The organism is Streptomyces sp. NPDC088766 (assembly GCF_044750845.1).
Taxonomy (GTDB): Bacteria; Actinomycetota; Actinomycetes; order Streptomycetales; family Streptomycetaceae; genus Streptomyces.
Genome location: NZ_JBIVKQ010000023.1, coordinates 24696 through 44256, shown reverse-complemented (window position 1 = coordinate 44256; position 19561 = coordinate 24696). Strand labels below are relative to the sequence as shown.

The following is a 19561-nucleotide window of genomic DNA, read 5'->3' as shown; positions in this document are numbered from 1 at the left end:
CTGTCCGGCACGACCCGCCGGACACGGCCACAGCACTAGCGATCCGAAGGCTTGCCACCCGACCGGGGAGCACCCACCGTCGCACCCGCCTTCACGCCGCCGTCCTTGTTTCCCGGCGGGGCCTCGAAGGACTCCAGCGCCTCCAGCACATCCTGGACGCGCGAGATCTCGGCGTTGATGTCCTCACGCCGCCGCACCAGGACCTCCAGCTCGCGCTTGCCCTCCTCGACCGTGCGCCGGGCCTCGCGGATCGCCTCGGCCTTCAGCTCCTCGGCCTCGCGGATCAGCGTGGCCTTCTTCTGCTCGGCCTCCTTGAGCAGGCCCTCGGCCTTCTTCACGGCGGCGATCCGGACCTTGCCGGCCTCCGAGTTGGCCTCCGACACCAGCTCCTTGGCCTTCGCCTGAGCCTTGCCGAGCTGCTCCTCGGCCGCCTTGATGAGCGCGTCGCAGCGGTCGCCGGTCGACCTCATCGTCTCGGCGGCCTCGCGGCGGGCCCGGTCGTGCAGTTCCTCGATCTCGGAGGTGATGCGGTCGCGCAGCTCCTGTGCCCGCTCCCTTATGGCGGTCGCGTCCCGGCGGGCGCCGACGAGCAGCTCGTCCGCGTCCGTACGGGCCTTCTCCACCCGCGAGTTGCCCTCGACCGTCGCCTCGGAGACGAGCCGCTCGGCCTCGGAACGGGCCGCGCCGACCATCGTGTCCGCCTGCGCCTCCGCCTCCGCGGTGGTCTTCAGCGCCTGCTGCTGCGCCTCGGTGAGCAGCTTGTCCGCCTCGGCGGCGGTCTCCGTGATGAGCGTGTCGACCTGCTCGGCGGCCTCGGAACGCCGCTTGTTGGCCTCCTTGCGGGCCTCGTCGAGCGTCGAGTCCGCCTCGTCGCGGGCCACGCTCAGCATGCGGTCGGCCTCCGCCGCCGCCTCCCGCTTGACCCGCTCGGCCTCGGCACGCACCCGCTCGGCGTGCTGGCGCGCGGAACCCACCGTCTCGGCGGCCTCGGCGCGCAGCCGCTCCGCGTCGCCGGAGGCGTCCGCGATGAGCTTCTCCGCCTTCGCCACCGACTCGGCACGCAGCCGCTCGGCCTCCGCGGCCGTCTCCGACTGGAGCCGCTCGGCCTCGGCGATGGTCTCCGTCTGGAGCCGCTCCGCCTCGGAACGGGCCTCCGTGATGAGGGTGTCGGCCTGCGTCGCCGCGTCCGACCGGATGCGGTTGGCGTCGTCACGGGCGTCCGCCCGGGTGCGCGACGCGTCCTGCTCGGCCTGCGCGATGGTGTCCGAGGCCTCCGTGCGCACCCGCTGGGCGTGCGCGGACGCCTCCGAACGCAGCCGCTCGGCCTCCGCGATCGCGTCGCCGACGGTCCGCTCGGCCAGCGCGCGGGCGGCCTCCGTCTCCTGGCTCGCCTCGCGCCGCAGCCGGCTCGCGTCCTCCGCGGCCCGCTCCCGCTCGGAGTAGGCGTCGGCGCGGACCCGGTCCGCCTCCTCCTCGGCCTCCCGGCGGGTGCGGTCCGCCGCGTGCTCGGCGGCGGACCGCAGCCCGGCGATCTCGTCCTGCGCCTGCTCGTGCAGGCCGGCCACGGAGTCCCGCACCTGCTGCGCGTGCTGCTCGGCCGCCGACACCGCCTCGGTGGCCCGCCGGTCGGCCTCCTCCACCAGCCGTACGGCCTCGGCCTGGGCGTCCTCCACGCGCTTGCGCGCCGACGCCAGCAGTTCCTCGCTCTGCCGGCGGGCCCGCTCCCGCTCCTGGTCGGCCTCCTGGCGGGCGGTGCCGAGGTAGTCCTCGGCCTCGCGGCGGCGCCGGCCGGCCTCCTCCTGGGCGGCGGCCAGCGTCTCGGACGCCTCGGTGGCCAGCCGCTCGGCGGCGGCCTGCGCCTCCGCGCGCATCCGGTCGGCGGTCTCCTGCGCCTCGGTCCGCAGCCGCTCCGCCTCCGCGGCGGCCTCCGACCGCAGCCGTACGGCCACGGACTCGCCCTCGGCCCGTGAGGCGGACGCGTCCGCGGCGGCCTCGGTGCGCAGCCGCTCGGCCTCGGTCTCGGCCTGCTGCTGGAGCGTACGGATCCGCTCGGCTGCCTCGCCACGCAGCCGTTCGGTCTCCTCGGCGGCCTCGCGGCGGATCCGCGCGGCCTCCTCGCGGGCGTCGCCGAGCGCCTCCTCGGCGGCGGCGAGCCGGGCCTCCGCCTCGGTGTGCAGCCGGGTCAGTTCCTCGGTGGCCTCCGCCTGCCGCGCCTCGACGGCGCGCTCGGCCTCCTCGCGCAGGGCGAGCGCGGCCCGCTCGGCGTCGGCCGTGATGCCCTCGGCCTGCTCGACGGCCTCGGCGCGGTGCCGTTCGGCCTCCTTGCGGGTGCGCTCCAGGGTGTCCTCGGCCTGCCGGCGCAGCGTGGCGGCCCGCTCGATGGCCTCGGTGCGGACCTTCTCGCTGTCCGCGGTGGCCTTCTGGCGCAGCTCGTCGGCGTCCTGACGGGCCTTCGCCAGCAGCTCCTCGGCGGTCCTGGCCGCCTCCTCGATCTGCTGGACGGCCTCCTTGCGGGCCTCCGCGCGGATCTTCTCGCCCTCGGCGACCGCGTCGGCGCGCAACTGCTCGGCCTCGCCGCGCAGCCGGCGGGCCTCCTCCTGGAGCTCGACCGTCCTGGCCCGGTACTCCTTGGTGTCGTCCTTCGCCGCGCCCTTGAGCTCCTCGGCGATGTCGTGCGCCTCGGCGCGCAGCCGGTCGGCCTCGGTCTCCGCCTCCCGGCGGATCCGCTCGGCCTCCTCGGCGGCGGCCTTCGTGGTGCGCTGCGCGTCCTCCTGCGCCTTGTTGAGGACGTCCTCGGCGGTCTTGGCCGCCTTCGACAGCTGGGTGGCGCTCTCCTCGGCGGTGAGTGTGCGGGCCTTCTCCGCGGCTTCGGCGAGGAGTTTCTCGGCCTCGGCGCGGGCGTCGGCGACGAGCTGCTCGGCGTCCGCCCTGGTGGCCTCGGCCTCCTTGGTGGCCTCGCCGACCAGCCGGGCGACCTGCTCCTTCGCCGTGCGGGTGCGCTGCTCGTTGGCCGACTCGGCGCCGGCGAGGGTCTTCTCGGCGGCGGCCCTGGCCTCCGCGACGACCTTCTCGGCCTCGGACTGCGCCTTGCGCAGCGCCTCCTCCGCCTCGGCCATGCGCTGCTCGGCGGTCCGGCTCAGCTCGGTCGCCTGGCGGCGGGCCGCGTCGGACTCGGTGGCCGTGGAGCTGCGCAGCGCCTCGGCGTGCTCGGCGGCCTCCTGGGCCTGGGTGGAGGCGGCGTTCAGCAGGCGCTCGGCGTCCGTGCGGGCGCGGCGCAGCAGCTGCTCGGCCTCCGCGCGGGCCGACTCGGCCTCGCTCCGGAGCCGCTGCCGGGCCTCCGCGGTGACCCGCTCGGCCTCGGCGCGCGCGGCCGCCATGGCCTGCTCGGCCTCGGCGCGCGACTCCTCCAGGAGACGGCGGGCCTGGGCCTCGGTGCGGGCCCGCAGCTGCTCGGCCCACGCCACGTTCTCGTTGACGTGCGACTCGACGGTCTGCCGGCGCTCGGCCAGCTCCTGGTCGAGCTGCTGGCGCCGGGTGACCGCCTCCTGGTGCAGCTCCGCCTGGAGCCGGGCCGCCTGTTCGGCGTGCTCCTGGAGGATGCGCTGCGTCTGCGAGCGGGCCTGGCTCAGCTCCCGCTCGGCGTCCGCGCGCAGCTGGTCGGCCTGCATCTGCGCATTGCGCAGCAACTGTTCGGCCTGGTAGCCGAGGTCCCCGCCGTCGAAGGAGGGCCGGGACATGATGGTGCGCCGCGCCTCGTGCAACTTGGCGCGCAGCACCTCGACCTGGTAGCCGAGGTCCTCGGCGTGCTGGATCGCCTTTTCCCGCTCGGTCTTCAGCCGCTTCATCTCGGCTTCGAACCGAGTGAGGTGGTCGACGTCAGCCGCCGGATCCCGCTCCTGGCTCTCGTAGCCCCGCACTGCGCGGTCCCATCCGTCCCCTGGTCGCAAGCTTCTCCGTACGAGCTCCGTCCATCCGCCGAACGGGGCCCCCGGGGAATGGTGTCAGATCAACGGCGGAGCACGGGCTGCCGCCCCGACGCTCGTCCCCCGAAACCCGGACCCCGGACGGGTCCTGCCGACATGGCGACAGGACACCGGTCGCCCTGGCTGGAGCGGCGACCGACCCCAACCCTACCGGCCCATATGTACGAGGGTCAGTGCTCAGGTGACTCAACGGGGGCCGATGTGACCAGTTCTGTCAGGACTCCGTGGCAATCCTTTGGGTGAAGGAAGGTGATTCGTGACCCCATGGAGCCGCGTCGGGGCTCTTCGTACAGCACCCGTACGCCCTTGCCGCGGATGTCCGCCGAGTCCGCGTCGACGTCCGCCGTACCGAAAGCGATGTGGTGGACGCCCTCGCCGTTCTTGGCGAGCCACTTGGCGACGGTGGAGTCCTCCCGGGTCGGTTCCAGGAGCTGGAGGTACGAGGCGCCGCCGTCGGACGTATCGTTGATCTTGAGCATGGCCTCGCGGACGCCCTGCTCCTCGTTGATCTCGGAGTGGAACACCTCGAAGCCGTACGTCGCCCGGTAGAACTCGACGGTGGCGTCGAGGTCGTGGCAGGCGATCCCGATGTGGTCGATTCGCGTCAGCATGCTGTCAGTGCAGCGCGACGGAGGTGGTTACGCAACGTGCGCGCGATCACACCGACGGCCCGATGACGGGTGAAGTGCCTGTCAGTACATTCGAAGTAAACCCTCGTTCACTCCTCGGCCCGTGCAAGGCCGGTAAGGGGATCGCAGCTCATGACTGGAACCAGCAGCACGACCTCGGTGATCGTCGCGGGCGCACGTACGCCCATGGGACGTTTGCTGGGCTCGCTGAAGTCCTTCTCCGGAGCCGACCTCGGCGGCTTCGCGATCAAGGCCGCCCTCGACCGTGCGGGGATCGCCGGCGACCAGGTGCAGTACGTGATCATGGGCCAGGTGCTCCAGGCCGGCGCGGGCCAGATCCCGGCCCGGCAGGCCGCGGTCAAGGCCGGCATCCCGATGAACGTCCCGGCGCTCACCGTCAACAAGGTGTGCCTGTCGGGCCTCGACGCCGTCGCGCTGGCCGACCAGCTGATCCGCGCGGGCGAGTTCGACATCGTCGTGGCGGGCGGCCAGGAGTCCATGACCAATGCCCCCCACCTGCTGCCGAAGTCCCGCGAGGGCTTCAAGTACGGGGCGATCGAGATGCTCGACGCGATGGCGTACGACGGGCTGACCGACGCCTTCGAGAACATCGCCATGGGCGAGTCCACCGAGAAGCACAACACGCGCCTCGGTATCGCCCGCCCCGAGCAGGACGAGTTCGCCGCCCTGTCCCACCAGCGGGCCGCCGCCGCACAGAAGAACGGCCTGTTCGAGGCCGAGATCACGCCGGTGGAGATCCCGCAGCGCAAGGGCGAGCCGGTCGTCTTCGGCAAGGACGAGGGCATCCGCCCCGAGACCACCGCCGAGTCGCTCGGCAAGCTGCGCCCCGCCTTCGCCAAGGACGGCACCATCACCGCCGGCTCGGCCTCGCAGATCTCCGACGGCGCCGCGGCCGTGGTCGTGATGAGCAAGGCGAAGGCGCAGGAGCTGGGCCTGGAGTGGATCGCCGAGATCGGCGCCCACGGCAATGTGGCCGGTCCGGACAACTCGCTCCAGTCGCAGCCGTCCAACGCCATCCTGCACGCCCTGAAGAAGGACGGCCTGGAGGTCTCCGACCTCGACCTCATCGAGATCAACGAGGCCTTCGCCGCCGTGGCGGTGCAGTCGATGAAGGACCTCGGGGTGTCGACGGAGAAGGTGAACGTCAACGGCGGCGCCATCGCCCTCGGCCACCCCATCGGCATGTCCGGCGCCCGGCTCGTGCTGCACCTGGCCCTGGAGCTGAAGCGGCGGGGCGGCGGCATCGGCGCGGCCGCGCTGTGCGGCGGCGGCGGCCAGGGTGACGCACTGATCGTGCGGGTACCCAAGGCCTGAGTCCCCTGTACGTCATTACCCGAACGGAGCTGTGATGCAGGACGTCTCCTCGCTGGTCGCCCAGGCCAGGGAAGGCCGGCCCCGGGCCGTGGCCCGGCTGATCTCCCTGGTGGAGGGGGCGTCGCCGCAGCTCAGGGAGGTCATGGCGGCGCTGGCCCCGCTGACCGGCAACGCCTACGTGGTGGGCCTGACCGGCTCGCCCGGCGTCGGCAAGTCGACGTCCACCTCCGCGCTGGTCACGGCGTACCGCAAGCAGGGCAGACGGGTCGGCGTCCTGGCCGTCGACCCGTCCTCGCCGTTCTCCGGCGGTGCCCTGCTCGGCGACCGCGTCCGGATGTCGGAGCACGCCTCCGACCCCGGCGTCTACATCCGCTCCATGGCCACCCGCGGGCACCTCGGCGGCCTGGCCTGGGCGGCCCCACAGGCCATCCGGGTGCTCGACGCGGCGGGCTGCGAGGTGATCCTCGTGGAGACGGTCGGCGTCGGCCAGTCCGAGGTCGAGATCGCCTCCCAGGCCGACACCAGCGTGGTCCTGCTGGCACCCGGCATGGGCGACGGCATCCAGGCCGCCAAGGCGGGAATCCTGGAGATCGGCGACGTGTACGTCGTCAACAAGGCCGACCGCGACGGGGCCGACGCCACCGCCCGCGAGCTGAACCACATGCTGGGCCTCGGCGAGTCCCGCGCCCCCGGCGACTGGCGCCCGCCGATCGTGAAGACGGTCGCCGCCCGCGCCGAGGGCGTCGACGAGGTCGTCGAGGCGCTGGAGAAGCACCGCGCGTGGATGGAGGAGCACGGCGTCCTCGCCGAGCGCCGCCGTGCCCGCGCGGCCCGCGAGGTGGAGACGATCGCCGTGACCGCCCTGCGCGAGCGCATCGGCGACCTGCACGGCGACCGCCGGCTCAGCACGCTCGCGGAGCGGATCGTCGCCGGCGAACTGGACCCGTACCGGGCGGCGGACGAGCTGGTGACGGGGCTGACCCAGGGGCGGTGAAGCGCCCCGCGGGTGACCCGGCGGCCGCCGACCCGGTGCCGCCGCCGGTAGTTCGACGCCCGCGTTCCTCTTCCTGGCGCAGGGCACACCCCGCCACGGACCGGCCGGACCGTGGCCCCGGGTGTCCCCTTCTCCCGCCTCGCGTCGAGGAACTCACCCGCGTCCGCGCCCCTGTCGCGGCCGACCTGTGCCGCCGTGCTCCCCGTCCCGCCCGCCGCGCCTTCGCCGCCGCCCTCCTCGGACGGCTCGCCCACGGCCTCGTTTCCCTCTGCCTCTTCCCTCACCACGGCCCGCGCCACCGGCTCCTACGCCGTCGTCGGCACCGTCCTCGCCCTCTTCGGGACCTCGGCCGTCCTCCTGATGCCACTGCGCGCGGCCCTCGTCGACCGCCACGGCCCCCGGCACGCCCTGCCGCCCGTCACCGCCGCGTACGCCGTCCTGCCGACCGCGCTCGCCGCCGCGACCTGGCGGACGGGAGCCCGGCCGGTGGTGCCCGGCGCGCTCGCCGCGCTCGCCGGAGCCTGCGCGCCCCCGCTCGGGCCCGTCATGCGCGTGGCGCGGGCCGACCACGCCCGGGACCGGCGGCTGGTCCAGCGGGTGTACGGCCTCGACGGGGTCGCCGAGGAACTGCTGTACGTCTGCGGCCCGGTGCCGGTGGGGGTTTTGGCGCGGTGCGCGCCGCCCGCGGCGGGGGTGCTGCTCAGCGCCGCGCTGATCGCGGTGTGTTTCACAGTGGCGGGCGGCCCTCAGCCCCGCTGACGGCGGCGGCGGCCGGACGGGGCCGCTGAGGGCCCGGACGGGGGAGGGGACCGGCGGTGCCGTCGGGTGCCGGTGCCGTCCGCGTCGTCCCGGTCGCAGGGGGTGCCGTCCCCGTCTGCGTGGCCCGCCCGGTCGTCGTCCGGGTGGGCCACCATGAGCTTGCCGTCGTTCAGGGCGACGTTCCCGTCGTGCTCCTTCGGCGGCGAGCCGTCGGTCTCCGCCTCAGGGCCCGTGAACGCCGGAAGGCGGAGCCCGAACCGGTCTCCGCCTTCCGGCGTTCACGGGACTTTCGTCCGGACCGGGCCCGCTCAGGGGCGTCCCCGCTGCTCACGGAGGTGGTCCGCGATGGGTGTCAGGGCCTTGTCGAGTTCCGCCAGGGCATCGGGGGAGAGCAGGTCGATGAAGTGGCGGCGCACGGAGGCCACATGATGGGGCGCCACCTTCCGCATCGTCTCCATGCCGTGCTCGGTGAGGACCGCGAACAGACCTCGGCGGTCGGACTCGCAGTTCTCACGGCGCACCAGGTGGGCGTTCTCCATGCGGGTGATCTGGTGCGAGAGCCGGCTCTTGGACTGGAGGGTGGCGGACGCGAGGTCGCTCATCCGCATCCGGACGTCCTCCGACTCGGACAGATTCACCAGGATCTCGTAGTCGTTCATGGTCAGTCCGAACGGCTGAAGATCCTTTTCGAGCTGGTACGTCAACAGCCTGTTGACCTCCAGATGGGTGCGCCAGGCGCACTGCTCCGCTTCGGTCAGCCAGCGCGTGGCCGTGTCGGTCTCCATAAATGAAGTCTACCTAAAATGTTGAAAGGCGAACTAGTAAGGGTGGTGTGACAGTGCGCACGCGTTCGACGTCACACTCCGCAGACTACCGCTCACAGCCCGAAGCGACGCTGGAGGTCTCCCAGCTGTCCGGGAAGGCGCGGTGCGCCCGCTTGACCCCCGAAGCCGCCCGGCCCGCCGCCGCCGGGCACCCCCGGCTCGGGTGGAACCGCTCCCGCGGCCTGCTCGGCCATGAGGGTCTCGGTGGACTGCAGCAGCACCGTGCCGGCGCCCACGAACTCGAACTGGTGCTCCTCCCCGGAAGCCCCGCCCAGCCCTGTCAGCGCACGTAGGCCGCCCATCACGCCCGTCATGTACCCGTGGTCGTAGTGATGGCACGGGGACGGGCAGTCGGCCCAGCCGACGAGCGCCTGCGGGTCCACCCGGATCGGGGGTTCCATGAACACCACCGGGCCGTTGGACGCGGCGACGAACTTGCCGGTTCCGATCAGCGTCAGAAAACCCGGAACGATCGACTGCTTGAGTGCGAGAGTTGGCTGAAAAGCGAGCAGATTGCCCGAGCGAATGGTCAGGTTGCCGTCTTCGAGGTCGTACGAGTTCACGTCGAAGGCCCGGTCGGCGAGGAGCATCTTGCCCGAGCCCTCCGCCACGACCCAGTCGCTCGCGTGCAGAGGCGAATGGAACGACGTGCGCATCAGGCGGTCCAGCCGGCCGTGACCGACACCGTTGAAGTCGATCGAGCCGTAGTAGGCGATCATCTTCCCCTTCTGCAGGAACCACTGGCTCCCCTTCAACTCCACGCAGAAGGTGTACGCGTTCACGTTGTCGTCGGCCGGCAGGGTCATGGGGTCGAGGACGGTGGGGCCGGTGCCCGGGTAGGTGGTCACAGCTTCTCCTCCGACGCCTGGACGTACACCGTGCCGCTGCCGCTCAGCTCCAGCTGGAACGCCTCTCCCGAACCGCGGCCCACCATGTCCCGCCAACCGAGGGCGGTCGACAGCTTGTTGCGCACGTCGCCGTGGTGGGCGACGTAGGCCTGCGGGTCGACGTGGACCGGGCGCTGGGGGGTGATGGGGACCTCGAAAACGCCGCCGTGGGCCATCACGGCGACCGAGCCGTGGCCCGCCAGCGTCGTGGTGAACAGACCCTGGCCGCTGATCTGGCCGCGGACCATGCCCATGACGCCGCCCTGGGAACCCATGAACATGGTGCCCTGCTGCAGGGTGCCCTCGAAGGCGAGGAGGCGGTCCGCCTCCACGTAGAGCGTCTCGCCGGTGAGGCTGATGACCTGGACGTGGTGGCCGCCGTGTCCGAACAGGACCGTGCCACTGCCCTCGACGGACATCAGGGGCGTGTCCTCGTTCGCCAGGCGGCGGCCGATCATCGACATCACACCGCCCTGACCGCCCTGCGTGTTCGGGGTGAAGGACACCTCGCCCTTGTAGGCGAGCATCGCGCCGCGCTGACTGAACAGGCGCCGGCCGGGCACCACGGTGGCCTCGACCATCTTGGAGTTGATCTCGCGGAAGGACATGTCACACGTCCCCCGCGATCGTGTTCCGCTCGCTGGGCTGGACGTACACCAGGCCGTCTCCCTCGAAACGGATCTGGAAGGCCTCGCCGCCGCCCTCGCCCATCAGGGTGCGGAACGTCACACCGGACTGGAAGGACTGCCGGACGTCGCCCTGGTGGGCGACGTACGCCCCCGGGTCCACGGTCAGCGGGAACTGCGGGCTCACCCGGAGCACCACCGCCGGACCGTCCGAGGTGATCGCCGCCTGGCCGTGTCCCTCGACGGTCGTCGTGAACAGCCCGTTGCCCTGCGAGGCGCCGCGCAGGCCGGTGAAGGACGTGCCCGTCCTCAGCCCCGCGTCCGTCGCGAGCAGATTGCTCGACTCCACGTACAGCTTGTCCCCCTGGAGACTCACGAGGTTGATCTCGGAGGCGCGGTCCGCGAACCAGCAGGTCCCCTGTCCCCGCACCTCCATCACGGTCATCTGCTCGCCGGTGAGTCGCCGGGTGACCATCCCCCGCAGCCCCTCGCCGCCGCCGCTCATCTTCTTGAAGGCCATCTGCCCGTCGTACGCGACCATCGAGCCGTTCTTCGCCTTGACGGCGTCCCCGGTCATGTCGACGGCGAGCACCTTGCTGCCTTGGAGTCGAAACATCGCCACGCAGCGAAGGTAGCCCCTGGGGCGCCGCGCCGACAGGGCCTCCGGGTGGAGATCGTCCCTGAATGGACCCTTAGGGTCTGTCCGGCACGATCCGCCGTGCGGGGCCCCGGCCGCCGTCGGCCGCGGCCGGGTACCGCCCGGCCCCGCCGTACCCCGCCCGGCTCCCCGCCCCGCCCGTTTGTCACAATGGACAAACGCTTGTGCGTGCGTTCACAAACGACCGGATCAGCACCGCATCTCCCACCGAAGGTGACCCGTGGACCTCAAGACAGCCTCCGCCCTCCGCCGACTCCGCCTGGTCTCCGGACCCGAGGCGGTCTCGTTCCTGCTGCTGCTCGTCTGCTCGGTGCTCAAGCGCACCACGGACTTCAACGCGGTGCCGGTGATGGGCGCGGTCCACGGTCTGCTGTTCGTGCTGTACGTGATCTTCTGGGCGGACGCCTGGAACCGCGCCAAGTGGCCCCTGCGCACCGCCGCCCTCTACTTCGTCCTCTCGGTCCTGCCGACCGGCGGCTTCTTCGCCGAGCGCCGGCTCCGCCGTGAGGCCGAGGACGCGGTCATCGCCTCCCGCGCCCGGCGCGAGGGCGTGGTGGGGGCGTCGTGATCGTCGCCTTCTCCGTCACCCCGCTCGGCGTCGGCGAGGACGTCGGGGAGTACGTCGCCGACGCCGTCCGGGTGGTCCGCGAGTCCGGCCTGCCGAACCGCACCGACGCCATGTTCACGTCGATCGAGGGCGAGTGGGACGAGGTCATGGACGTCGTCAAGCGGGCCGTCGCCGCGGTCGAGGCCCGGGCGCCGCGGGTCTCCCTGGTCCTCAAGGCCGACATCCGCCCCGGCGTGACGGACGGCCTGACCTCGAAGGTGGAGACCGTCGAGCGGCACCTCGCCCCGCGGGGGGAGTAGCGACGGCCGGCCCGCCGGGGCCGGTCTCACCGCTTCCCCGACGCCCGCCGCAGATACTGCCGCACCGCCCGCTGGGCCACCGGCCCCAGCTCCTCCAGCGCGCCCACCAGCAGACCGATTTGCTCCAGCGCGTCCAGCGCCGACGCGGCGCCCGCGCCGTCGACCCCCTCGTACAGCTCGATGCCGACGAACGAGGCGGCGACCGCGCGGGCCAGCCCGGCCGGGTCGGTGAACTCGCGGAACGGCGTCCCCGCGAGCACCCGGTCCAGCACCTTCTCGATCTCCACGATCCACAGGTCGAGCCCCGCCGCCGTGGCCGGGCCGAGCGTGGCGTGGGTCTGCGCGCCGGCCAGCAACTGGCCCAGCAGCATCACATGGCCCCCCACCCGTTCCTGCTCGTGGATCTCCCGTCCGAGGGCGAGCAGTTCGGACAGCGTGCCGACCGCCGCGAAGCGGTCCCGGTAACGCGACACCGACCGCTGCGCGCCGTACCGGCAGGCCGCCGCGAGCAGTTCGTCCACCGAGCCGAAGTGGTAGAAGACCAGCGCCTGGTTGACTCCCGCGGCCGCCGCGACCGTACGGGCCGACGTCTTCGCGATGCCCTGCTCGGTGAGCGTGCGCAGCGCCCCCTCCAGCAGCTTCGTCTTCGTCTCCAGGGACCTGGCGGTCTCCGGGGTCACGCGCGGGCCTCCTCGCGCACCGGCCGCAGTCCCGGCCGCACGCCGCGGGCGCGGACGTCCGCGTACGTGGCGGTGAAGGAGCCCTCGTAGCCGAACAGCGGGCCGACGTACCGGTTCACCACCCGCACGCGGATCCGGAACCGTCCCGTCGTGTCGTCGTACGACTCCCGTACCTCCGCCCTCGCCCCGATCAGTTCCGGTACGCGCGCGTCGACCACGCCCTCCCGGAACCGGTGGGTGCCCGAGCGGATCAGCAGGGAGCCGTCCGGCTCGGCGTGGAAGTGCAGGTCGGTGGCGAGGTGCTGATGGGTGCCCAGGTAGTCGAGGACGCGGTCGCCCCTCGGACCGAGCACCATCTGGGCGTCGAACCGGCGGGCCCGGCCGGGCAGGTCGAATGTACGCACGAAGCTCACCGTCTCACGGCCGAAGGAGTCGGTGTACGGCACGTTCTCGATGACGAACGGCACCGCGCGTCCCGTGCGCGGGACGAGGATGTTGCGGGTGCCGCCCAGCGCCAGGAACGGCTTCACGAACGCCCCGCCGTGCCAGATGCGGTCCATCACGCCCCGGCCCGTGCAGGCCTCCCCGCTCGCCAGCCCCACCGAGAAGCGGCGTTGCAGCTGCGGGTGCAGACGGTCGAAGCCGGCTCCCATCGCCGTTCGGAAGATCGAGGTCATCGCGGGTCCTCCAGGGTGCGCAGGAGGCGGGGCGCACGCGTGCGTGCCGGTGGGGTGCGCAGGCAGCGGCGGGCGGCCGGGGTGCAGGCGAGGGGCGAGGTGAACAGGGCGAGGCAGACCACGACGCTCAGCAGCAGGGGGAGCAGGTACGCCGTCGACGCGGCGAACGGCCCCAGCAGGCGCAGGAACGACTCCCACCCGAGGCCCGTGCAGGCGACGGCGACGGCGACGGCGCGCAGGGCCAGCTCCGCGAGCCAGTTGCGCAGGGCGCGCTCCGGTGTGACGCCCCGCTCCAGCCACAGCCGCAGCCGGTCGAAGGACCACGCCGTCGCCCAGCCCATCAGCGGACGGAACACCAGCCGGTCGGCGAGCGCGCCGAAGGCGCCCCACCGGGGACGGTAGTCGTAGCCGGTGAGGAAGCGGACGCCGTCGCCGTCGGGGACGTAACGCCAGTAGCCGCTGCCCTCGGCGAGCAGCGAGAGCGGGTGCGGGGAGGCGAAGCGCAGGGCGGAGGTGCGGGTGCCGTCGGGGCGCTCCCGTTCCCCCGCCGAGACGCCCGTGCCCGCGACGGTCAGGAACGGCAGCACGCGCGTGGCGTACCGGAACCGCTGCGGCTCGCCCTCCGCGCGCGGGAGGTGGGTGATCTCGGTGAAGCGGAGGTCCCAGCGCTGATGCCGCGCCGGGTCCTGGGTGCGGATCCACAGGTCGTGCAGGTCGGCGCGGATGCGTGCCTCGACATAGAGCCCCATGTGAACTCCCCGGATCGGGCCGGTGTTTGAGCGTTCGCTCAACACTCCGGGAATGAAGGTACACGTGTTTGAGCGGTCGCTCAATCGAGCGACATCAGACGGGATTACGAGCCGCGGCGGACGGTTAATCTTCCCGGGAATCGATCAAGTCCCGTCCGAAGGGCGGGCATTCACGCGGAGGCGAAGTGGCAGCGCGGCGCGGGCCGGCAGGGGTGGGCTGGGCGAGGGCGGCGGCGGCCGTGGGGAGGGCGGTCGTGGCGGCCGCGACGGCCGTGTCACTGGCGGCGCCGGGCGGTGGCGCCGCCCTCCCGCGCGCGGGGGCGGGCGCCTGCGCCCTCGCGTCCGGCGCGCTGACCCCCGACGACCTGCCGGCCGGTTCCTCCGTGCTGGACTGCGCGGCCGTCGGCCGCCTCGTCACCCACGCCGGGGCCGGCGTCACCGTCCCCGAACCCGGCATGACGGTGAGCGTCGACGCCCTCACGGAGGACGGCTCCCTGCACGGCTTCACCCTGGCGGTGGCCGCCGACGGCACGGTCTCCTACGACCTGACCGACACCGGGGCCCACGCGGCCGCCCCCGACCACGCGCACGCCGGCGCGGGCGCCCCCGGCCGGGCGCGGGCCGCGTGCGCCGACGACGCCTACGCCACCGCCGACCACAAGGAGTACGACACCTACGAGTGGTTCCTCGGCGACGGCGCCCTGCCCGCGAACCTCGCCCCCGACGACGCCCGCCGCGCCTTCGAGGGCGCCATCGGCACCATCACGGCCGGCCGCAACGACTGCGGCCTCGGCGACGCGGTCACCGCCAAGGCACGGTTCCTGTCCCGCACCGCCAACGAGGCCGACATCGACCGCGACGCCCACTGCATGCCACGCGACGGCATGAGCGTCTGGGACGCCGGCGACCTCAGCGCCGGGGTCGTCGCGACGACCTGCTCCTGGAGCCGGGCCGTGTCCGGCGGCCCCGACGAACTGCGCGAGGCCGACGTCCGCTTCAACATCGGCGACCACGCCTTCACCGACCGGCTCACGGACACCTGCTCCCGCACCTACGACGTCCGCAGCGTCGCCACCCACGAGGCCGGACACGTCTTCGGCCTGGCCCACGTCGGCCGGGGCCACGAGAGCCAGACGATGTTCACCAACTCCTTCGCCTGCTCCACCACCGCCCGCACGCTGGGCCGCGGCGACGTCCTCGGCCTGCGCGCCCTGTACTGACCCGGCGCGGCTCGGCGCGGCCCCGGTGGACCGAAGGCCGAGACGGGGCTGACCGCCATATGACCGACGGGTAGGGTCTGGTGCCGTGCCGAAGCCGTCCAGCCTTTCCTTCGACCCCATCGCCCGCGCCGACGAGCTCTGGAAGCGGCGCTGGGGAAACGTGCCGTCCATGGCCGCGATCACCTCGATCATGCGCGCCCACCAGATCCTTCTCGCCGAGGTCGACGCGGTGGTCAAGCCGTACGGGCTGACCTTCGCGCGCTACGAGGCCCTGGTGCTGCTCACCTTCTCCAAGGAGGGGGAGCTGACGATGTCGAAGATCGGCGAACGGCTCCAGGTGCACCCCACCTCCGTGACGAACACCGTCGACCGCCTGGTGAGATCCGGTCTCGTCGCCAAGCGCCCCAACCCCAACGACGGCCGCGGCACCCTCGCCACCATCACCGACAAGGGCCGCGAGGTCGTCGAGGCGGCCACCCGCGACCTGATGGCCATGGACTTCGGCCTCGGCGTCTACGACGCGGAGGAGTGCGGCGAGATCTTCGCGATGCTGCGCCCCCTGCGCGTGGCGGCCCACGACTTCGACGAGGACTGAACCGGGACCGGACGCAGGAGCCACCCGGGGCAAGATCGCCCGGAACGCCTGGTTACGCTCGACGGCATGAAGAAGAGCGTGCTGACCCGCTACCGCGTCATGGCCTATGTCACCGGTGTGCTCCTGGTCCTCCTGTGCCTGTGCATGATCGGTAAATACGCCCTGCACCTGGACGGTGCCGCGGACGCCACCCGTGTCGTCTCCATCGCCCACGGCTGGCTCTACGTCGTCTACCTCGTCTTCGCCTTCGACCTGGGCTCCAAGGCCAGGTGGCCGGTCCGCAAGCAGCTCTGGGTGCTGCTGGCCGGGACCGTCCCGACGGCCGCGTTCTTCGTGGAGCGCAACGTCACGCGCGAGCTGGAGACCAAGGCCGCCGAGGAAGCGCCGGCGGTCGCCAAGGCGTGACCCCGCACCGCCGTACGCAGGTGTACGGCGGTCTCCCATCGACATTTACTAGGACGTCCTAGTAAATTCGATCGTATGGACGCTGACGCCATCGAGGAAGGCCGCCGACGCTGGCAGGCCCGGTACGACGCCGCGCGCAAGCGCGACGCAGACTTCACCACGCTCTCCGGCGATCCCGTGGAGCCGGTGTACGGGCCCCGGCCCGGGGACGCCTACGAGGGCTTCGAGCGGATCGGCTGGCCCGGGGAGTACCCCTACACCCGCGGGCTCCACCCGACCGGCTACCGGGGGCGCACCTGGACCATCCGGCAGTTCGCCGGGTTCGGGAACGCCGAGCAGACCAACGAGCGCTACAAGATGATCCTCGCCAACGGCGGCGGGGGCCTCTCCGTCGCCTTCGACATGCCGACCCTCATGGGCCGCGACTCCGACGACCCGCGCGCGCTCGGCGAGGTCGGGCACTGCGGGGTCGCCATCGACTCCGCGGCCGACATGGAGGTGCTGTTCAAGGACATCCCCCTCGGGGACGTCACCACCTCGATGACCATCAGCGGACCGGCCGTACCGGTCTTCTGCATGTACCTCGTCGCCGCCGAACGGCAGGGTGTCGACCCGGCCGTCCTCAACGGCACCCTCCAGACCGACATCTTCAAGGAGTACATCGCGCAGAAGGAGTGGCTCTTCCAGCCCGAGCCCCACCTGCGCCTCATCGGCGACCTCATGGAGTACTGCGCCGCCGGCATCCCCGACTACAAGCCGCTCTCCGTCTCCGGCTACCACATCCGCGAGGCCGGCTCGACGGCCGCGCAGGAGCTCGCGTACACGCTTGCGGACGGCTTCGGATACGTCGAACTGGGGCTGAGCCGTGGACTGGACGTCGACGTGTTCGCCCCCGGCCTGTCCTTCTTCTTCGACGCGCACCTCGACTTCTTCGAGGAGATCGCCAAGTTCCGCGCCGCGCGCAGGATCTGGGCCAGGTGGATGCGGGACGTCTACGGGGCCACGTCCGAGAAGGCGCAGTGGCTGCGGTTCCACACGCAGACCGCCGGTGTCTCCCTGACCGCCCAGCAGCCGTACAACAACGTGGTGCGTACGGCCGTGGAGGCGCTCGCCGCCGTGCTCGGCGGCACCAACTCGCTGCACACCAACGCCCTGGACGAGACCCTCGCACTGCCCTCGGAGCAGGCGGCCGAGATCGCGCTGCGCACGCAGCAGGTGCTGATGGAGGAGACCGGCGTCGCCAACGTCGCGGACCCCCTGGGCGGTTCCTGGTACGTCGAGCAGCTGACCGACCGCATCGAGGCCGACGCCGAGAAGATCTTCGAGCGGATCAAGGAGCGGGGGCTGCGGGCGCACCCCGACGGACGGCACCCGATCGGGCCCGTCACGTCCGGGATCCTGCGGGGCATCGAGGACGGCTGGTTCACCGGGGAGATCGCGGAGTCCGCGTTCCGCTACCAGCAGGCGCTCGAGAAGGGCGAGAAGCGGGTCGTCGGGGTCAACGCGCACACCGGATCGGTGACCGGGGACCTGGAGATCCTGCGGGTCAGCCACGAGGTGGAGCGGGAGCAGGTGCGGACGCTGAGCGCCCGCCGGGCCGTCCGGGACGAGCCGGCCGTGCGGGCCGCGCTGGACGCCATGCTGGCGGCCGCGCGGGACGGGTCCAACATGATCGGGCCGATGCTGGACGCGGTGCGGGCGGAGGCGACGCTGGGGGAGATCTGCGGGGTGCTGCGGGAGGAGTGGGGGGTGTACACGGAGCCCGCGGGCTTCTAGGACGGCCTTGTGGTGCCGGACGGGCCGGGGGTGCCGGACGGGCCTGTGGTGCCGGACGGGCCGGCCCCGGCCGGGGCTCCCGCCGGGCCGGCCGGGGCTCCCACCAGGCCGTGCAGCAGCAGCCGGGTCAAGTCCCGTACCCACTCCTCGTCCGCCGGTTGCGCGCTGACCAGGGTGCGGTGGACCACCGCACCCGCGACCACGTCGAAGATCAGGTCGATCGTGCGGGCCGCCTCCGCCGGGTCCGTCTCCGGCGGGAGTTCTCCTCTGGCCTGCGCGCGGGCCCGGCCCTCCAGGACCAGGTCCTTCTGGGGGTCGACGACGGACGCGCGGATGCGTTCGCGCAGGGCGTCGTCGCGGGTGGACTCCGCTACCACCGCCATCAGGCCGCTCCTGGCCTCCGGGCGGGCGAGGATCGCCGCGAACTGCAGGACCACACCCTCGATGTCGGCGGCCAGACCGCCCCGGTCGGGGAGTTCGAGCTCGCCGAAGAGTTCCGCGACCGCGTCCACGACCAGTTCGTTCTTGCCCGGCCAGCGGCGGTAGAGCGTCGTCTTGGCCACCCCGGCCCGGGCCGCCACGTCCCCCAGCGTGAGTTTGGACCAGCCGAGCTCGACCAGCGCCTGCCGGGTCGCGGACAGGATCGCGGTGTCAGCGGCGGCGCTGCGCGGGCGTCCGGTACGGCCGGCTGGCGTGCGGCTCTGCATCCTGCGACCCTATCCGGCCGGTTCCGTGCGGTCGTGAGGGAGATCACCGGGACGGGGCGGCGGGAAGGGCCCCCGCGGTATTACGCTACGACTCGTAGCGAAAGCTCGTGAACGGACGTACGCGAGCCGCGGCCGGACGGCGCGGGGTGGGGACCCCGGCGCTCATTTCCGATCGCTTTTCACGCACACGCGCGGACGGGGGAGGATAGACGCATGCAGCCACGGAACATGTCCATGAGCGGAGTCGTCGACCTCGCCGCGGTGAAGGCGGCCCAGGAGGCCAAGGCGAAGGCGGAGCAGGCTCGGGCCGAAGCCGCCCGGCAGGGCGGGACGGGGGCGGTGTCGCCCGCGGACCTCGTCATCGACGTCGACGAGGCCGGGTTCGAGCGGGAGGTCCTCCAGCGGTCCGCCGAGGTCCCGGTCGTCATCGACTTCTGGGCCGAGTGGTGCCAGCCCTGCAAGCAGCTCAGCCCGGTGCTGGAGCGGCTCGCCGTCGAGTACGACGGGCGGTTCCTGCTCGCCAAGATCGACGTCGACGCCAACCAGATGCTGATGCAGCAGTTCGGGGTGCAGGGCATCCCGGCCGTCTTCGCCGTCGTCGCGGGGCAGGCGCTGCCGCTCTTCCAGGGAGCCGCCGGCGAGACGCAGATCCGCCAGACCCTCGACCAGCTCGTGCAGGTCGCCGAGCAGCGCTTCGGCCTGACCGGCCTCACCGTCGATCCCGAGGCCCGGCCCGGCGAGCGCGCCGAGGTCACCGAGGCGCCGGCCGGCCCGTACGACGCCCTGCTGGAGGCCGCCGTACAGGCGCTGGACGCGGGGGACTTCGGCGGGGCGGTGCGCGCGTACCGGAACGTGCTGACCGACGACCCCGGCAACACCGAGGCCAGACTCGGGCTCGCGCAGGCCGAGTTGCTGCACCGGGTGCAGGAGATGGACCCGCAGCGGGTGCGCAAGGACGCCGCCGACAAGCCGGGTGACGCGCAGGCGCAGATCGCCGCCGCCGACCTCGACCTGGTGGGCGGACACGTCGAGGACGCCTTCGGGCGGCTCATCGACACCGTGGCCCGGACGGCGGGTGACGAGCGGGACGCCGCGCGGCTGCGGCTGATCGAGCTGTTCGAGGTGGTCGGGCCCGACGACCCGCGGGTGGCCGCGGCGCGCAGGGCGCTGGCACGCGCCCTCTTCTAGCA

20 protein-coding genes are annotated in these 19561 nt (G+C 72.6%); 10 read left to right on the top strand and 10 right to left on the bottom strand.

From position 1 onward, the window contains the following. Nucleotides 1-35: 35 nt before the first annotated feature. Both scy and mce read right to left on the bottom strand, forming a co-directional pair. The gene (scy, locus tag ACIP5W_RS27275; RefSeq protein WP_401478829.1) at nt 36-3917 is read right to left on the bottom strand and encodes a polarized growth protein Scy; all 3882 of its coding nucleotides are present in this window, start codon (nt 3915-3917) and stop codon (nt 36-38) included. Nucleotides 3918-4153: 236 nt separating this feature from the next. Then, the gene (gene mce, locus ACIP5W_RS27270; RefSeq protein WP_382783893.1) at nt 4154-4594 is read right to left on the bottom strand and encodes a methylmalonyl-CoA epimerase; all 441 of its coding nucleotides are present in this window, start codon (nt 4592-4594) and stop codon (nt 4154-4156) included. Nucleotides 4595-4744: 150 nt separating this feature from the next. Here mce and ACIP5W_RS27265 point away from each other — a divergent pair, with 150 nt between their 5' ends. The 3 genes from ACIP5W_RS27265 to ACIP5W_RS27255 all read left to right on the top strand — a co-directional run bounded on the left by ACIP5W_RS27265 (nt 4745) and on the right by ACIP5W_RS27255 (nt 7700). Beyond that, a complete protein-coding gene (locus ACIP5W_RS27265) occupies nt 4745-5947 on the top strand; it encodes an acetyl-CoA C-acetyltransferase (protein ID WP_401478825.1) in 1203 nt (400 codons plus the stop codon). Between the two features lie 34 nt (nt 5948-5981). Beyond that, the gene (gene meaB / locus ACIP5W_RS27260; RefSeq protein WP_401478822.1) at nt 5982-6941 is read left to right on the top strand and encodes a methylmalonyl Co-A mutase-associated GTPase MeaB; all 960 of its coding nucleotides are present in this window, start codon (nt 5982-5984) and stop codon (nt 6939-6941) included. Nucleotides 6942-7136: 195 nt separating this feature from the next. Continuing rightward, nucleotides 7137-7700 (top strand): hypothetical protein, encoded by a 564-nt coding sequence (locus ACIP5W_RS27255; protein WP_401478819.1) that lies wholly within the window; start codon nt 7137-7139, stop codon nt 7698-7700. Between the two features lie 308 nt (nt 7701-8008). Here the strand turns inward: ACIP5W_RS27255 and ACIP5W_RS27250 are convergent, their stop codons facing one another. From ACIP5W_RS27250 to ACIP5W_RS27235, 4 genes are all read right to left on the bottom strand, one after another. Continuing rightward, nucleotides 8009-8485, bottom strand: a complete 477-nt coding sequence (locus ACIP5W_RS27250; protein WP_401478816.1) for a MarR family winged helix-turn-helix transcriptional regulator — start codon at nt 8483-8485, stop codon at nt 8009-8011. A 92-nt stretch (nt 8486-8577) separates the two neighbouring features. Then, nucleotides 8578-9330: an AIM24 family protein gene (locus tag ACIP5W_RS27245; protein WP_401479066.1), complete on the bottom strand. Its 753-nt coding sequence runs from the start codon at nt 9328-9330 to the stop codon at nt 8578-8580. 38 nt (nt 9331-9368) lie between these two features. Continuing rightward, nucleotides 9369-10019 carry an AIM24 family protein gene (locus tag ACIP5W_RS27240; RefSeq protein ID WP_401478813.1) on the bottom strand — a complete coding sequence of 217 codons (651 nt, stop codon included), beginning with the start codon at nt 10017-10019 and terminating at the stop codon, nt 9369-9371. A 1-nt stretch (nt 10020) separates the two neighbouring features. Continuing rightward, complete coding sequence (locus tag ACIP5W_RS27235) at nt 10021-10653, bottom strand: AIM24 family protein (protein WP_382783919.1); 633 nt, start codon at nt 10651-10653, stop codon at nt 10021-10023. A gap of 262 nt (nt 10654-10915) precedes the next feature. Between ACIP5W_RS27235 and ACIP5W_RS27230 the strand changes: the two genes are divergently transcribed. Together ACIP5W_RS27230 and ACIP5W_RS27225 are read left to right on the top strand one after the other, a co-directional pair. Then, nucleotides 10916-11263, top strand: coding sequence for a DUF3817 domain-containing protein (locus ACIP5W_RS27230; protein ID WP_401478810.1), 348 nt, complete (start codon nt 10916-10918; stop codon nt 11261-11263). Continuing rightward, on the top strand, nt 11260-11562 hold the full coding sequence (locus tag ACIP5W_RS27225) for an MTH1187 family thiamine-binding protein (protein ID WP_366057056.1): 303 nt from the start codon (nt 11260-11262) through the stop codon (nt 11560-11562). The genes ACIP5W_RS27230 and ACIP5W_RS27225 overlap by 4 nt, the downstream gene beginning before the upstream one ends. A 26-nt stretch (nt 11563-11588) precedes the next feature. Here the strand turns inward: ACIP5W_RS27225 and ACIP5W_RS27220 are convergent, their stop codons facing one another. The 3 genes from ACIP5W_RS27220 to ACIP5W_RS27210 are packed head-to-tail and all read right to left on the bottom strand — an operon-like array spanning nt 11589 to nt 13668. Further along, nucleotides 11589-12242 carry a TetR/AcrR family transcriptional regulator gene (locus tag ACIP5W_RS27220; protein WP_401478805.1) on the bottom strand — a complete coding sequence of 218 codons (654 nt, stop codon included), beginning with the start codon at nt 12240-12242 and terminating at the stop codon, nt 11589-11591. Beyond that, nucleotides 12239-12919 carry a DUF4166 domain-containing protein gene (locus ACIP5W_RS27215; RefSeq protein ID WP_401478802.1) on the bottom strand — a complete coding sequence of 227 codons (681 nt, stop codon included), beginning with the start codon at nt 12917-12919 and terminating at the stop codon, nt 12239-12241. Before ACIP5W_RS27215 ends, ACIP5W_RS27220 begins: the two co-directional genes overlap by 4 nt. Next, entirely contained in the window at nt 12916-13668 is a 753-nt protein-coding gene (locus tag ACIP5W_RS27210; RefSeq protein WP_401478799.1) for a hypothetical protein, read from the bottom strand. The genes ACIP5W_RS27215 and ACIP5W_RS27210 overlap by 4 nt, the downstream gene beginning before the upstream one ends. A gap of 254 nt (nt 13669-13922) precedes the next feature. On the opposite strand from ACIP5W_RS27210, the gene ACIP5W_RS27205 reads away from it, so the two are divergent. From ACIP5W_RS27205 to ACIP5W_RS27190, 4 genes are all read left to right on the top strand, one after another. Then, nucleotides 13923-14888, top strand: coding sequence for a matrixin family metalloprotease (locus ACIP5W_RS27205; RefSeq protein WP_401478796.1), 966 nt, complete (start codon nt 13923-13925; stop codon nt 14886-14888). 85 nt (nt 14889-14973) lie between these two features. Then, a complete protein-coding gene (locus ACIP5W_RS27200; protein ID WP_401478793.1) occupies nt 14974-15483 on the top strand; it encodes a MarR family winged helix-turn-helix transcriptional regulator in 510 nt (169 codons plus the stop codon). Between the two features lie 66 nt (nt 15484-15549). Beyond that, nucleotides 15550-15888 carry a DUF3817 domain-containing protein gene (locus ACIP5W_RS27195; RefSeq protein WP_401478790.1) on the top strand — a complete coding sequence of 113 codons (339 nt, stop codon included), beginning with the start codon at nt 15550-15552 and terminating at the stop codon, nt 15886-15888. 75 nt (nt 15889-15963) lie between these two features. Beyond that, nucleotides 15964-17664: a methylmalonyl-CoA mutase gene (locus tag ACIP5W_RS27190; RefSeq protein WP_401478787.1), complete on the top strand. Its 1701-nt coding sequence runs from the start codon at nt 15964-15966 to the stop codon at nt 17662-17664. On the opposite strand, the gene ACIP5W_RS27185 is transcribed toward ACIP5W_RS27190, so the two are convergent. Next, a complete protein-coding gene (locus ACIP5W_RS27185; RefSeq protein WP_401478784.1) occupies nt 17661-18371 on the bottom strand; it encodes a TetR/AcrR family transcriptional regulator in 711 nt (236 codons plus the stop codon). The genes ACIP5W_RS27190 and ACIP5W_RS27185 overlap by 4 nt on opposite strands. A gap of 213 nt (nt 18372-18584) precedes the next feature. Here ACIP5W_RS27185 and ACIP5W_RS27180 point away from each other — a divergent pair, with 213 nt between their 5' ends. Next, the gene (locus ACIP5W_RS27180; RefSeq protein WP_401478781.1) at nt 18585-19559 is read left to right on the top strand and encodes a tetratricopeptide repeat protein; all 975 of its coding nucleotides are present in this window, start codon (nt 18585-18587) and stop codon (nt 19557-19559) included. Nucleotides 19560-19561 lie beyond the last annotated feature (2 nt).

Excerpts from the sequence above, each read along its gene's own strand:
- ACIP5W_RS27190 (WP_401478787.1), top strand. The coding sequence starts at position 15,964 with ATGGACGCTGACGCCATCGAGGAAGGCCGCCGACGCTGGCAGGCCCGG.
- ACIP5W_RS27185 (WP_401478784.1), bottom strand. The coding sequence starts at position 18,371 with ATGCAGAGCCGCACGCCAGCCGGCCGTACCGGACGCCCGCGCAGCGCC.
- ACIP5W_RS27195 (WP_401478790.1), top strand. The coding sequence starts at position 15,550 with ATGAAGAAGAGCGTGCTGACCCGCTACCGCGTCATGGCCTATGTCACC.
- ACIP5W_RS27210 (WP_401478799.1), bottom strand. The coding sequence starts at position 13,668 with ATGGGGCTCTATGTCGAGGCACGCATCCGCGCCGACCTGCACGACCTG.
- meaB (WP_401478822.1), top strand. The coding sequence starts at position 5,982 with ATGCAGGACGTCTCCTCGCTGGTCGCCCAGGCCAGGGAAGGCCGGCCC.
- ACIP5W_RS27180 (WP_401478781.1), top strand. The coding sequence starts at position 18,585 with ATGCAGCCACGGAACATGTCCATGAGCGGAGTCGTCGACCTCGCCGCG.
- ACIP5W_RS27245 (WP_401479066.1), bottom strand. The coding sequence starts at position 9,330 with ATGACCCTGCCGGCCGACGACAACGTGAACGCGTACACCTTCTGCGTG.
- ACIP5W_RS27240 (WP_401478813.1), bottom strand. The coding sequence starts at position 10,019 with ATGTCCTTCCGCGAGATCAACTCCAAGATGGTCGAGGCCACCGTGGTG.
- ACIP5W_RS27235 (WP_382783919.1), bottom strand. The coding sequence starts at position 10,653 with ATGTTTCGACTCCAAGGCAGCAAGGTGCTCGCCGTCGACATGACCGGG.
- ACIP5W_RS27250 (WP_401478816.1), bottom strand. The coding sequence starts at position 8,485 with ATGGAGACCGACACGGCCACGCGCTGGCTGACCGAAGCGGAGCAGTGC.
- ACIP5W_RS27265 (WP_401478825.1), top strand. The coding sequence starts at position 4,745 with ATGACTGGAACCAGCAGCACGACCTCGGTGATCGTCGCGGGCGCACGT.
- ACIP5W_RS27215 (WP_401478802.1), bottom strand. The coding sequence starts at position 12,919 with ATGACCTCGATCTTCCGAACGGCGATGGGAGCCGGCTTCGACCGTCTG.
- mce (WP_382783893.1), bottom strand. The coding sequence starts at position 4,594 with ATGCTGACGCGAATCGACCACATCGGGATCGCCTGCCACGACCTCGAC.